Here is a 13491-nt window from a genome sequence, read left to right as displayed (position 1 = left end):
CGTCATGTCTAAGCTCCTCAAAAAAATCTCCCGCCGCCAATTTCTCAAAGCTGGCACCTGTGGCGCGATGACGATTGGCCCCTTGGTCAACACCATCGCCCAGCTCTCACTCGTCAACTCCGCCGCAGCCAGCTCACTCGGTGGCTCTGCGCTCGTCGGCTCCGACTATAAAGCACTCGTCTGTATTTTCCTGCGTGGCGGCTGCGATACCAACAATGTCCTCATCCCACGCGGCACCAACCCCCAAGCTGCCGCCTACGCCAGTGACCGTGGTGCCGTCGCCGTTCCCAACGGCATCGTCCACCCGACCTACAATCCTGCAGGCGAGGACGCCACTCTACCCATCGCAGTCCCTGGCCAAGATCAATTCGGACTCCACCCTAGGCTCGGCAATCTCGCCGAGATGTTCGAGGCCAGTGAAGCCGGCTTCGTCACCAATGTCGGCACCCTCTCCGAACCTACCACTCAAAACGGCTACAGCACCAGCAGCCTGCCCAAGCAGCTCTTTTCGCATTCCGACCAAGTCACGCAATGGATGTCCTCCATCGCCGACAAGCCATACACCTCAGGTTGGGGCGCACGCGTCGCCGATCTCTATAACGACACGTGGAACGTCAATAGCCAGACCTCCATGATGATCACCGCCGCTGGCACCAACCAGTTTATGAATGGCGGCGCGCTCAACCAATATACCGTGACCTCCTCAGGCTCGATCAGCCTTACAGGATTTGGCACCAACTATTCCAGCGCCATCAATGCCACCAACGGAACGTATAACGCAAACGCCACCGGCGAACGTCTTAAAGCGCTAGAGCAAATCATGCAATACAGCCACGCGCACATCATCGAAGAAGGCTACACCGAAGTTGTGCGCAGTGCCCGCGCTAATGAAGCGATCATCAGTGAAGCCATGCAAATCGAAGCCAACCTAGGCATCGATTTCGATGCCATCTGGACCGATTACGAAGCCACAGGCGGTGTCGCCGAAGAGCTCAAAGCCGTCGCTCGTCTCATCGCAGGCCGCGAATGCCTTGGTAACAATCGCCAGATCTTCTTCGTCGATCTCGGCGGCTTTGATAACCATGCCGACATAAACGACGATCTCCCCAACCTACTCGAGCAACTCGATCATGCCATCGGTGCATTCAATGCCGCGATGAAAGAGCTCGACAGCAAAGATACCGACTTTGCTTACGATAAAGTGACCACCTTCCAAGCCTCCGACTTCAACCGCACTTGGACGCCCAACGGCACCAACGTCGACTCAGCCGGAACCGACCACGCCTGGGGCTCGCACTCCTTTGTATTCGGCGGCGCAGTCAACGGTGGCAACTTCTATGGCACCTATCCCACACTCGCCGTCGGCGGCAGCGACGACGTGCCAAGCGGTTCACGCGGTCGCTGGATCCCCACCACCTCAGTGGATCAATTCGCCGCAGTCCTCGCCAACTGGTTTGGCGTGCCAGCCAACAGCAGCGAGATGCAAACCATCTTCCCCAACCTAGATCGCTTCCAAGACCCCTTTGATATAAGTGGAACCGCAAACCTCGGTTTTTTATAAGAATGTGATACAGACATTTCTGTCTGTCCTCCAGCACCCCCGCAAACGTTCCATTGCGCAATAGATCAATCAGACTCAAAATTATCCCAGAGCCGCTGCGCGGATCCGCTTAACCACGCTTAATTTACGCTTAACTCAGTGCACTGAATATTAAAAATACAGAGCCCGAGTCTTCTTAAGAACACATCAGAGTGGTTAAGCATCATTAAGCCTGCTACGTTCTACACTACGGACTAAAAACAGCCGAGCATCAGTCAGAATCCACCAAACTCACAGATGAAAAAACTCTGGATTATCCCCATCACGCTCATCGCGCTCGCCATGCTCATGCTGATCGTCGACATCGCGGCGGTCAAAGAGACGACTCCCTCATCCACTGAGCCCGCCAACGCAGACGCACCGCAACAAAGTCACATCGACTCCAGCAGCACTGCCGCACCCACAAAGCCCGACCCACGCCTCACACGACTGCCCGACGGTCACGTGCACTATAAGCCCGCACTAGCAACCAGCCGTGCCATTACCGCCGACACACCGCCGCACGAAGCGCTCATTCATATCGAGCAGCTACTCACCCACTACCGATTCGCCTACAAAGAAAACCCTGTTGGCGTCGAAAACTTTGAGATCACCGAGCAATTGCTAGGCAAGAACCCAAAGAAAATCATCTTCATCGCACCCGACAGCCCCGCACTACGCGGTAACGAGCTGATCGATCAATGGGGCACCCCCTATTTCTTCCACGCCCTCTCAGGCCAAGAAATGGACATACGTTCCGCCGGCCCCGACCACGAACTATGGACCGCTGACGACGTCTTTCTTAAGCAAGTCGAGCCGAGCGTCCCTTAGTCGCACAACTCCGCGTGACGAAAGCAATCCGTGGTGTGGTCGTTCACCATCCCCACCGCCTGCATGAACGCATAACAAATCGTGGTGCCGACAAACTTAAAGCCCTCTTTCTTGAGCGCCTTGCTCATCGCATCCGACTCCGGCGTGCTCACCGGCACTTCTGAAAACTCTGTCCACTCATTCTGAATCGGTTGCCCGCCCACGAACTGCCACAGCCACGTGCTAAAGCCGCCCTCACGCTCAACGATCCGTAAGAACGCCTGCGCATTGCCAATCGAAGCCGCCACCTTCAGCCGATTCCGCACGATGCCTGCATCCGCCAACAGTTCAGCGACCTTAGCAGCATCATACTGTGCAATCAGCGCGGGATCAAACCCATCGTAAAGCCGACGGTAATTCTCACGCTTCTTCAGAATCGTCACCCAGCTAAGCCCCGCCTGAGCCCCCTCGAGAATCAGAAACTCAAACAACACATGGTCGTCCCAAACCGGCACGCCCCACTCGCGATCGTGATACTCACGCTCGAGTTCAGAACCGACCGACCATTGGCAACGTTGGCACATAATTTAATTGTAGGGGTGCTGCTTGCGGCACCCGCGAGCGAAGGAGACGGCACGAAACTTCGTGTGCGTATCGCCTTTGCGCGGTCTTCGCGAAGCAAAGCCCCTACGTTGGCAGTCAATCACCACTCAAAGTTCAACGTTGGACGTTCAATGTTCGACGTTCTTTAACTAAGATACGTGCAGCAATAATCTGCGCCGCCTTCTTTCACCTTCAGCGAAAACTTGGAGTTGCCAGGCACATTAAAGGAAGTGCCCTCGCCGTAAGTGTTCCACTCATCCGAACCGTCGAGCTTCACATCCATTTCACCACCGAGCATTTCCATCAACTCCGCCGCTTCGGTGCCGAACTCGTAATCACCCTGCTGCATAAAGCCGAGGGTCTTCTTGGAGCCATCCGCAAACACTACCGTGCGGCTAGTAACTTGGCCGCCGAAATAAACATTGGCCTTTTTAATGATAGAGACGTTTTCGAAATTTTCAGACATGCGAAAGGTCATGGCGAATCCTCCGAAACTTGCAATCCGGATTTTAGAGAAAGGCCTCAAGCCACAGAACCATCCAACCAGACTTGTCAGCCTATTGGTTTCGGAATAGATTAACCGAACCAAACAACGGGAGATGAAATGAGCACATCCCAAGCAGCCGCCAGTAGCGCAGATCCTATCAGACTGCGAAAAGCCATCACCATAATCGTGGCATGGCTGCTCTTTTTTAGCATTCGCACATGGCTCCCCCTCGGCGAACTATCCGACGCCTACAACGCCGAGGCCGTGCGCACCGGACTGGCGATCCTGGCACTGGCCGCCACACTGTGGCTTAGCGAAGCACTCCCGCTCGCCATCACTGCCATGCTCATTCCAGTGACGGCCACACTCACAGGAACACTCGATGTTACCCAAAGTTTCTCCGCATTCGCTCACCCTTTGATTTTCCTATTCCTCGGAGGCTTCGGATTAGCGGCCGCACTCTCTTACCAGAAACTGGATCAATGGCTCGCCATACGTATTTTAATGATTGGCCGAGGCAGTTTTCACATTACAGCGATCGCACTCTTCATGACTTCCGCGCTGCTCTCCATGTGGATCTCCAACACGGCAACCGTTGCGCTGCTTCTACCCGTTGCGCTCGGAATACTGGCGCACATCAAATCCACCTGCGGAGCACCCGTCATGGCGCGATGCTCCACCTACCTACTGCTCGGCATTGCGTATTCCGCAAGTATCGGCGGCATCGGCACCTTAATCGGCACGCCGCCTAATGCCATCGCCGCGGCCAACCTCGAGATCAGCTTTGCCGAGTGGCTTGCGATTGGAATACCAGCCGTCGCCGTCCTCCTGCCCACACTCTTTATCTTACTACGCCTCTTTGCAAAACCTGGAGTCGTGCCACCGTTCAAAGTCGAAGCGCAGGCATTTCAATTCAACAGCGCCCGCACCCTGACCTTAGCCATCTTTGCACTCGCGATCTGCGCATGGTTATTCAGTGCACCGCTCGCCGCTTACTTCGGCATCGCAAAGTCATTTGATACACTCGTCGCAATCTGCGCACTCCTGCTCCTCGCCTCTTGCCGACTCGTTCGATGGCGCGATGTCGAGCGCACCACAAACTGGGGCGTGCTCTTACTCTTTGGCGGCGGCATCACACTGAGCAAAGTGCTCGGCACCACTGGAGCTAGCGGGTTTCTCGCCTATCAAATCCAAGCGCTCACGGCGGGTTGGCCCACGCTACTCTTTATAGGCATCATCGTCACCTTCGTCATTTTCCTGACCGAGCTATCCAGCAACACAGCCAGCACCGCCTTACTCGTGCCGATCTTCGCAGCCGTCGCCATTGACATGGGCATACCGACCACCGAAATCATTCTACCTTTAACCCTAGCCGCCTCATGTGCATTCATGCTCCCAGTCGCCACACCGCCGAACGCCATCGTCTTCGGCTCAGGACATATCCAACAGCGCGACATGGTGCGCATCGGGCTCGCCCTCAACCTAACCTTCGCAGTGCTGCTAACGCTACTCAGTAAAGTTCTATTCTAAGTCAAAGCGTAACCGTAAACGTGCTCCCACGGCCTAGCTGGCTTTGAACCTGAATCTGCCCCTTCAGCGTTTGCACAATCGCCTTCACCAATGCGAGTCCCAAGCCGGAATGTCCGTCTTGCGAACCACGGACTTTATCCACGCGGTAAAAGCGATCAAAGATCCGTGGTAAATCGACCTCCGCAATGCCAGGCCCATCGTCAGTGACGCTCAGCTCGATCTTCTCATCGACCGAATGGCATTTCACCGTAACCGTCCCCTGCCCTTGATGATGCTCGATGGCATTTCCAATCAAGTTATTGAGCACGATCTTCAATAATTGCGGGTCTGTCTGAAGTTGGCAGGTTTCGAGTTCGAATGCGAAGTGCATCTGTTTTGACTCCGCCAAGGTTTGATACTGCGCGCAGCAGTCACGGATCAGGACGGGAAGATCGCACTCGCTAAACACTTGACTGGGACTGTTGTTATCCTGACGCGCCAGCAAGAGTAGGCTTTCCACTAGATCGCGCATACGGGTGCTTGCATCGTGGCAGAGGTCGAAGGCTTCTTGATAGTCCGCTTCACTGCGGGACATACCGCGCTTACGCATGCGCTGACTTTCCGACAACAAGATAGTGAGTGGCGTTCGCAACTCATGCGATGCGTCAGCAGTGAATTGACGTTGTTGCTCGAAGGCGGCGTTCAATCGATCAAAGGTATGATTAAGCACATGACTGAGTTGATCCAATTCGCTATCACTACCGGCGGTGCTAATGCGTTCGTTTAAATTACCTTCGGCGATCCGTGTCGCAGTCTGACTAATGGATTGAATCGGTTGAATCGCCTTACCCGCAAGCCACCATCCCCCCAGCAGACCGAGCAACCAAACAGCAAGCCCACTGCCACCCAGCGACCATGCGAAGCGCTGCATCTCTTCCAATTCAGGCGTCATATCGCGCCCAACAAGACTGCGCAGACCAAACGAAGAACTATGCAAATTTTCGCGAAAACTCCCGATCGTGCGAAACTCGGCAGTCACATCCTCAGTCGGTAAGGGCAAAAAGTTCAGCGGCTGTGGTGCGTTGTCGGATTGTAGCAAAATGAGTTCATCTTTGTCCGCGAAGGCATAGTAAAAATACCCGGGTTCCTCTTGGTTAAATTCAGCAGTCACTAGCTCAGGCAATTGAAACGTCCCTTGCTGCAACTGAAATAACAGCAACTCGTGTCGTGGTAGTTTGCTTTGCGATGAGTTGCTTTCCTCGCCCGTGGACTCGTCCTGTTCAAAGAGACTCCTCACTAGGTCACGGTCCATCTCATCCAGTTCACGATCAATGCGCCGCACTTGATTCTGCCACACTAGCTGATACGCGGTCACACAAAATGCAGCGATGGCGATGAACAAAATAAGCCCGTGCCAGGCCTGAATTCGCCAGCGAATAGATTGTAGTGGACGTTTCATTCGATACAGTAGCCATGGCCGCGACGCGTGGTAATGCTATCGGAGCCGAGTTTTTTGCGTAGGTTGGAAACGTGAACGTCCAGCAGATTGGAAAGGCTATTGTCGTTCTCATCAAAGAGACGCTCATAGAGCAAGCTACGGCTCACCACCTCTCCGCGATGCAGTGCTAAATATTCAAAGAGTGAATACTCGCGAGCAGTGAGTTCGATCTCGCAGTCGTCACGACTCAGACTGCGACGCGCGGTGTCGAGCACGAGTCCCTTGATCTCAATTTTTGATTGAGCCTTACCCGCAGTTCGGCGAATCAGCGCGCGCAGTCGTGCGACGAGTTCATCACTGTCAAAGGGCTTGGTTAAATAATCATCCGCACCTGTATTGAGGCCCTTGATACGATCTGGAATACTGTCGCGTGCGGTCAACATCAACACGGGCACACTGTGCTGCGGGCGTAGTCGCTCCAGCACTTGCCAGCCATCCAACTTCGGCATCATCACATCGAGCAGCAAGGCATCGTAAAGCCCTTCGCTGGCTTTATACAGCCCCTCTTCTCCGTCAGCGGCTTGATCGACCGCGAAGCCTTCCTCCTTGAGGGTGGCACTCAGGCTGCGGCGAAGGCCGGGGTCATCTTCTATAATTAGGACGCGCATGGGGAATTACCTACTCATGACGCAATGCGTCGATGGGATCAAGCTTTGCTGCACGGCGTGCGGGCGCAAACCCAAAGACAATGCCGACGACAGCGGAAAAGACGAATGCGATGCAATTGATCTGAAGGTTAAAAGCAAAAGGCACTTGAATCATCGGCGCAAGCAAACTGCAAAACGCGAAGGCGAGCCCAATCCCGATCAATCCACCGACACAGGACAAGGTCAGTGCTTCCACCAGAAATTGCCAAAGCACTTCGCGGGCAGTGGCACCGATCGCTAGCCGGATACCAATCTCCCGCGTGCGCTCGGTCACAGAAACCAACATGATATTCATGATACCGATACCGCCGACTAAGAGTGACACTCCAGCCACGGCGGTGAGCAAGGTCGTCATCAATTGCGTGGAAGAACTCAGCGTCTCCGCAATTTGGCGCGTATCAAACACATTAAAATTGTCGTCCTGATTACCCTGAATATTGCGACGTTGGCGCAAGAGCGAGGAGATGTCGCTAATGAGAAGGTCGCTGTCAAAATCCTCATCGGCTGAGATACTGATTTGGCTGACGTCGCGCCCAGATGCGCGCCCACCGAGGCGGCGTTGCATCGTTGTCAAGGGCACGACAATGGTGTCGTCCTGGTCACCCATACCCGCTTGCCCCTTGGATTTAAGTAGGCCAATAACGAGTAGCGACGCACGCCCGACCCGAATCTTCTGTCCAATCGGATCTTCCGAGCCAAAGAGCTCAGTTTTCACAGTGTTACCAATCACCGCAACCGCATCAGCGTGCAGCACTTCGGAATCGTCAAAAAAACGGCCTTCCGCGAGCGTCCAGCTATTAATCTCAAAATACGAGGCATGGGTGCCGGTGATTTGAGTGCTACGCGCTTCTTGGCGATAAATGGTGCTGAGCGACGTATTACGCACGGGCGCAATCGCGGCGATACCTGCAATCTGTTCGTCGATCGCAACGACATCGGCTTCAGAGAAATTCGGCACACCTGCCGAACGTGACCGAGGGCCAAAGCCAGAGCCTGGGCGCACCATTACGAGATTACTACCCAGGTCGGAAATCTGGTTTTTGACTGCTTGAGTGGTGCCGTCACCGAGCGTAACCATAGTGATGACCGCCGCCACACCGATAATGATACCGAGCACCGTGAGAAAAGCGCGCGTCAGGTTGCGCCGGATTTCTCTGATCGCGATAAGGAAAGCGTTGCCGAGCATTGCAAACATAAGAATTAGTGGCTGGAAGTGGAAGTGGAAGTGTGTGTATGGTCGGTGCTGATCAGTCCATCAATCACGCTCACCGTGCGCTTGGCATAGGCAGCGACATCGGGTTCGTGAGTGACCATCAGAATAGTAATGCCGCGTTCTGAATTCAGACGCGTCAGTAAGTCCATGATTTCGGAAGTGGTTTGCGAATCGAGGTTACCGGTTGGTTCGTCAGCAAACAGGGTGCTGGGATTCGTCACAATCGCACGTGCGATCGCGACGCGCTGTTGCTGTCCACCGGACAGCTCTGCCGGCGTGTTGCGCTCCTTGTCCGGCAAGCCCACTTGCGCCAAAGCTGCACGTGCCATGGCGTGACGTTGAGAGCGTTTAATGCCGCGATAGAGCAAGGGCAACTCGACATTCTCGATGGCACTGGTGCGCGCCAGCAAATTGAAGCCTTGGAAAATAAATCCTAGGGCATAGCGGCGCAGCAATGAGCGTTGCACCGAATCGAGTGTTTCAACTGGAATCCCTTCATAGCAATAACTGCCAGTAGTGGGTTGGTCCAAGCAGCCGAGTAAATTCATCAAAGTCGATTTACCAGAACCGCTGGGCCCCATGATAGAAACAAATTCACTTTTCCCGATTTTCAGATCGATGCCACGCAGCGCTTCAAAAGCCGCGCTGCCCTGACCGTAGGTTTTGGTCAGTTGTTTTAATTCGATGAGTGGTTGTAGCGCTGCGTTCATGATTTTTGTGTGCTTTCGCTGAGGATGACTTCGGTGCCTTCGTCAAGTCCATCAGCGCTGACCTCGGTGTAACGTCCATCGCTGATGCCGAGTTTAACTTCAACACGTTCCGGACGACCATCTTTTAGTATCCAAATGGCGGATACAGGTGATTGATCGGCGTCTAAACTTGGGCCGCCCTTCTTGGCGCCTGAGCGACGCGGTGGCCCTGGCAGCAGACTGTCGAGAAATGATTTCTTTTCGCTGCTGCTGGCAGCGGGAGCATCAGGTCGCGTGGGATTGAAGCGCAAGGCTGCGACTGGCACCAGTAGCACATCCTCATGGTGCGCGACCGCAATATCAGCCGTCGCGGTCATACCTGGGCGCAGGCTTAAGTCTTTGTTCGTGACAGAGAGTTCGGTCTCGTAAGTGACGACGTTGTCCGTGACCTCAGAGCCATAGGATACTTTCAGCACGGTGGCTTGATAGCTCCGATCTGGCCAAGCATCGACACTGAAGCTTGCAGATTGTTGAGCAGCAACACCGCCAATGTCGGCTTCTGCCACGGCGACTTCGAGCTTCATACTCGTAAGGTCCTCTGCGATAACAAAGAGTTCAGGAGTCGTAAAACTAGACGCCACAGTTTGCCCGGGCTCGATGCTACGGCTCAACACAACACCATCCGTCGGCGAGCGAATAATCCCTTTCGCTAAGTCGCTTTCATTGATCTCAATTTGCGCTTCGGCTTCAACGACGGCAGCTTGCGCGCTCAACACGGCGGACTTTGCACGTTCGGCAGCGGCCTCGGATGTTGCGAGTTCGGCGTTCGAAGGAATTCGCCCTTCACTGACGCGGTGGAGCTCCTTTTGGCGAGCCAGTGTCGCTGCAGCTTCCTTACGCGTGGCCTCCGCTTCGACCACTTTGGCTTTAGTGGATTCTAGAGCCGCGCGACTCGCTTTGAGTTGATTTTCCAATGTGCTGGTATCTAGGCGTGCGAGTTGTTGGCCTTTGACTACGCGGTCGTTGGAGTCGACATACACTTCAAGCGTGGTGCCCGAGAGCTCACTACCAACCGACACTTCATTAGTCGGCTCGAGATTACCAGTGGCAGTGATCGTGAGACGTATATCGCCGCGCTGAATCGGCTGGGTGGTGAGTTGTGGGCGCGCATCACCGGGGCTGGTTTGCATGCTACGGTAAAGCCAAAATCCTGCACCAAGCAGCACACAGAGGATGCACAGGTAAATGAATTTCTTGGATTTATGCTGCGAGTTGCCAGCCTGTATGGCTTCGGCCAAATCCGGTTCGAGTGGGTTTTGTGAGGTTTCCATGATGTGTGATTATGTTTAAAGTTGTATTGATGAGTTAGCACTGACGTTGAGCTTCTAACTCCTAACTTCTGACTTCTCTTCAAAGTTGTGAAATTTCGCCGGGAGTGGACCATTCGCCACCCAGTGATTTGTAAAGTTGGACGTGAGCCTGCAGTGCCTGTGATTCGATCGCGGCACGACTTTCCTTAACGACCAATTCGGTTCGTTGCGTTTCTAAGACTGTGAGCAAATCGATTTCGCCGACTTCATATTGCATTTGAGCAAGCTCGGACGCTTGATGCGCAGCGGTGGTCGCACGTGTCAGTGTGGCGAGCTGCGTGGTGCGTTTGCGAATCGCACTGAGCGCATTTTCGACTTCGGACAATGCATTGAGCACCGTGCTTTCATAGCTCAGGTAAGATTGGACGAGCACCTCGTTTTGGATTTCGATATTTCGGCTAATACGTCCGGCATCCCAAATCGGTGCACTCAGGCCAGCTGCGATATTTGAAAGAATACGCTGCGGGTCGAGCAAGTCGCCCGAAGACAACGCTTCGACCCCAATGGAGCCGCTTAGGTTGAGCGAAGGCAGACGACTCCGCTCGGTGGCCGATAGATTCGCGGTGGCCGCCTCGATTTGTAACTCCGCCGTGCGAACATCGGGACGTTGACGCAAGGTATCAGCTGGAATGCCGATCGCAAGCGCCTCAGGTGTTTGAGGAAAAATCGCAGCCTTCGTGGCCAATGTGGCAAACGACTCCGGCGTGCGGCCAGTCAGAATGGACAAACTATTGCGCGTTTCGACGACACTTTGCTCCAAGCCTGGAATTTGTGCCCGCGCTTGCTCCACCGAACTGATGGACTGCTGTGTGCTCAAGGAGTCACCTTCGCCGGCATCCTCTTGCCATTGCGTGATGCGTAGCGTGTCTTCGCGCATGGAGAGACTGTCCCGAACAATGGCGAGTCGAGACTCATATGCACAGAGATCCAAATACGTGTTAGCCACTTCGGCAGCTAGCGAGACCTGCACTTGATAAAACGTTTCCACACTCGCAGCGAGTTCGGCATCGGAGGCTTTCAAGTATTGCTGCTGCTGACCAAAGAGATCGACCTCCCAGCTCGCGTCCAGTCCGGCACTATAGCTCTGGGAGCTGCTGGAATCATGTGTGTCGCGGTCATGCACATTGGAACTCGACGCCGACGTCCGCCCTGAGAGCGTCGGCCAGAGCTCGGCTTCTTCTAGGCCACGCTCGGCGCGCGCTTTTCGTATATTAGACAGTGCGATCCGGCTATCGGTATTGTTGGCAAGCGCCTCCGCAATCAGCACTTCCATCTGCGGATCGTTAAAGCGCGACCACCACTCACTGAGATCGGTGGTATCGGATGTGCTCGTGGGCTTCGTGTCGTTTTGCCAAGTCGTTGGCAAGTTAGCATCGAAGCTGGCACGTGTGTCGGTCATCGACGAGGTGGTGGCGCAGGCACTCAGCCACAGCAAGCTAAGCGCAATGACGCTTTGACTCGCGCAGCGTGTCAGTTGTTTTTGAGTAAGATGTATCATGTGGCATTCCTTTGAGGATGCCACAGAGTTTACAGAACCGAACCTTAAGAGATCGTGAAGTTTTAAATTTTTCCAGAAATAGAGATGAACACATCGCTCTGCTTTACAAACTCGCGACCATCTTCGTCGCCCTCGCCATCGATATGGGACTACCGGAATCATTCTGCCACGAACCCTAGCCACCTCCTGCGATTCATGCTCCCTGTCGCCACACCACCCAATGCCATCATCTTCGGCTCAGGCCAGATCCAACAACGCGACATGGTGCGCATCGGGCTCGCCCTCAACCTGACTTTCGCCCTGCTGCTGACTTTCCTTAGTCGGGTTCTTTTTTAGGCGACGGAATATCCATAAATAAGAACGCATCATACTCTTGCCGTTAGTCATGAGATCCGCAGCATCATTCGAAATACCATGATGTTTACTGATTTCATTACACAGTGGGCCGACACAGGAGCTTCCGAACGCGCCAATTTCCAACCCTTCTGCGGTGACATCTGCATCGAGCGCCCGCAAGGCTCCAAACCCAACCAAACAGAGAACGTCTACGTCTTTGAAAAATCCGTGCCGCTTCATCAGCCCGATGGCACCGCGACCACTAGCAGTATCCGCGATCTAAGGCCCGACGACCACCCCCTCGAAGCTTCAGAGCAGCGCACCGAAGAGGACGAACTCGAAGTCAAAAGCAGTGTAACAACAACGAAGGCCAAGACAGTCAAACAAGCTTGGCCAAAAACCGTGGCCGAGCAAGTCGCTCAACACTTCAAAGGCGTCCGCGCCCCGAAAGTCCAATCCATCGCCGAAGCCCTTATCGCCTTGGGGCATGCTGCTTAGAAACCTGCAATAGATAAAAATAATGAGCACTACACCTACCAATCAAAGCACCAGTTTATACCGCTATTTCACAGCAGAAGCCGCACTGCTCACGATTGAAAATCAAAACCTCCGAATTGGCCGTCTGAAAGAAATGAATGATCTATTCGAATGGCGTCCGGGAATTACCGGGCTCGAAGATAGTGAAAAAGCGGCGAAAACACGAGAAGAGTGCATTGAAGATTGGATTAATAATCAGCATCCGAAAACCGGCTTCATATCATTCAGCCAAGTTGCTGAAGAGCCCCTCATGTGGGCACACTATGCAGAGAAACATACTGGTGTTTGCTTGGAATTCGACCCCGAGGTCTTTCAACGCAGAGTGATCATCGACTACAATAAACCGAGACCTCTATTCGATGCCAATCAACACGGTGACAAGACCTATGGGCTTGGATTCCTTGAACTGCTATACTCAATAAAGTCCCCCAATTGGGCTTATGAGAAAGAAGTGCGTGCTCATTTTCATCTTAAGGAATGTGATGCCGCCAATGGCAGTTATTTCGTCGATATGCCTCAAGGCGTGTTACGAAAAGTCATCCTAGGCTATAACTGTAAATTAGAGGAAGACTACGTCCGCAGGATACTCCAGCAGTCAGGTTTTGAGGCCACGGTCACGCGAGCGCGACTCTGCCACCAAGAATACAAGGTGCTCGTGGATTAGAACACATGAAAAACGTAACTTACTACCTAAACCGCACTGAAAATGCGACAC

13 protein-coding genes and 1 pseudogene are annotated in these 13491 nt (G+C 53.8%); 6 read left to right on the top strand and 8 right to left on the bottom strand.

What is annotated here, in order from left to right; all coding sequences use genetic code 11:
* The first annotated feature begins 4 nt into the window (after positions 1–4).
* Both GZZ87_RS05920 and GZZ87_RS05915 read left to right on the top strand, forming a co-directional pair.
* Positions 5–1561 (top strand): DUF1501 domain-containing protein, encoded by a 1557-nt coding sequence (locus GZZ87_RS05920; protein ID WP_162025603.1) that lies wholly within the window; start codon positions 5–7, stop codon positions 1559–1561.
* A gap of 276 nt (positions 1562–1837) precedes the next feature.
* On the top strand, positions 1838–2410 hold the full coding sequence (locus tag GZZ87_RS05915) for a hypothetical protein (protein ID WP_162025602.1): 573 nt from the start codon (positions 1838–1840) through the stop codon (positions 2408–2410).
* Here GZZ87_RS05915 and GZZ87_RS05910 read toward each other — a convergent pair.
* On the bottom strand, positions 2407–2973 hold the full coding sequence (locus GZZ87_RS05910) for a DNA-3-methyladenine glycosylase I (protein ID WP_162025601.1): 567 nt from the start codon (positions 2971–2973) through the stop codon (positions 2407–2409). The genes GZZ87_RS05915 and GZZ87_RS05910 overlap by 4 nt on opposite strands.
* A gap of 164 nt (positions 2974–3137) precedes the next feature.
* Positions 3138–3458 carry a pyrimidine/purine nucleoside phosphorylase gene (locus GZZ87_RS05905; RefSeq protein WP_162025600.1) on the bottom strand — a complete coding sequence of 107 codons (321 nt, stop codon included), beginning with the start codon at positions 3456–3458 and terminating at the stop codon, positions 3138–3140.
* 138 nt (positions 3459–3596) lie between these two features.
* On the opposite strand from GZZ87_RS05905, the gene GZZ87_RS05900 reads away from it, so the two are divergent.
* A complete protein-coding gene (locus tag GZZ87_RS05900; protein ID WP_162025599.1) occupies positions 3597–5009 on the top strand; it encodes a DASS family sodium-coupled anion symporter in 1413 nt (470 codons plus the stop codon).
* A 1-nt stretch (position 5010) separates the two neighbouring features.
* Here GZZ87_RS05900 and GZZ87_RS05895 read toward each other — a convergent pair whose 3' ends face one another.
* The 6 genes from GZZ87_RS05895 to GZZ87_RS05870 all read right to left on the bottom strand — a co-directional run bounded on the left by GZZ87_RS05895 (position 5011) and on the right by GZZ87_RS05870 (position 11903).
* The gene (locus GZZ87_RS05895; protein WP_162025598.1) at positions 5011–6447 is read right to left on the bottom strand and encodes a HAMP domain-containing sensor histidine kinase; all 1437 of its coding nucleotides are present in this window, start codon (positions 6445–6447) and stop codon (positions 5011–5013) included.
* Positions 6444–7094 (bottom strand): response regulator transcription factor, encoded by a 651-nt coding sequence (locus GZZ87_RS05890; protein ID WP_162025597.1) that lies wholly within the window; start codon positions 7092–7094, stop codon positions 6444–6446. Before GZZ87_RS05890 ends, GZZ87_RS05895 begins: the two co-directional genes overlap by 4 nt.
* Before the next feature lie 10 nt (positions 7095–7104).
* The gene (locus GZZ87_RS05885; protein WP_178106560.1) at positions 7105–8319 is read right to left on the bottom strand and encodes an ABC transporter permease; all 1215 of its coding nucleotides are present in this window, start codon (positions 8317–8319) and stop codon (positions 7105–7107) included.
* Between the two features lie 14 nt (positions 8320–8333).
* The gene (locus GZZ87_RS05880) at positions 8334–9056 is read right to left on the bottom strand and encodes an ABC transporter ATP-binding protein (RefSeq protein WP_162025595.1); all 723 of its coding nucleotides are present in this window, start codon (positions 9054–9056) and stop codon (positions 8334–8336) included.
* The gene (locus GZZ87_RS05875; RefSeq protein WP_162025594.1) at positions 9053–10366 is read right to left on the bottom strand and encodes an efflux RND transporter periplasmic adaptor subunit; all 1314 of its coding nucleotides are present in this window, start codon (positions 10364–10366) and stop codon (positions 9053–9055) included. Before GZZ87_RS05875 ends, GZZ87_RS05880 begins: the two co-directional genes overlap by 4 nt.
* Positions 10367–10445: 79 nt before the next feature.
* Positions 10446–11903 (bottom strand): efflux transporter outer membrane subunit, encoded by a 1458-nt coding sequence (locus GZZ87_RS05870; RefSeq protein WP_162025593.1) that lies wholly within the window; start codon positions 11901–11903, stop codon positions 10446–10448.
* Positions 11904–12095: 192 nt separating this feature from the next.
* Between GZZ87_RS05870 and GZZ87_RS19740 the strand changes: the two are divergent.
* The 3 genes and pseudogenes from GZZ87_RS19740 to GZZ87_RS05855 all read left to right on the top strand — a co-directional run.
* Positions 12096–12239, top strand: a pseudogene (locus GZZ87_RS19740) (anion permease); the annotation flags it as partial.
* Positions 12240–12317: 78 nt separating this feature from the next.
* A complete protein-coding gene (locus GZZ87_RS05860) occupies positions 12318–12737 on the top strand; it encodes a hypothetical protein (protein ID WP_162025591.1) in 420 nt (139 codons plus the stop codon).
* Positions 12738–12759: 22 nt separating this feature from the next.
* On the top strand, positions 12760–13440 hold the full coding sequence (locus GZZ87_RS05855) for a DUF2971 domain-containing protein (protein WP_162025590.1): 681 nt from the start codon (positions 12760–12762) through the stop codon (positions 13438–13440).
* Positions 13441–13491: the final 51 nt, after the last annotated feature.

Origin of the sequence: Lentimonas sp. CC4 (genome assembly GCF_902728235.1) — a bacterium.
Lineage (GTDB): Bacteria > Verrucomicrobiota > Verrucomicrobiia > Opitutales > Coraliomargaritaceae > Lentimonas.
Note: the sequence above shows the minus strand (reverse complement) of the source record. Positions and strands in the feature narration are given on the sequence as shown.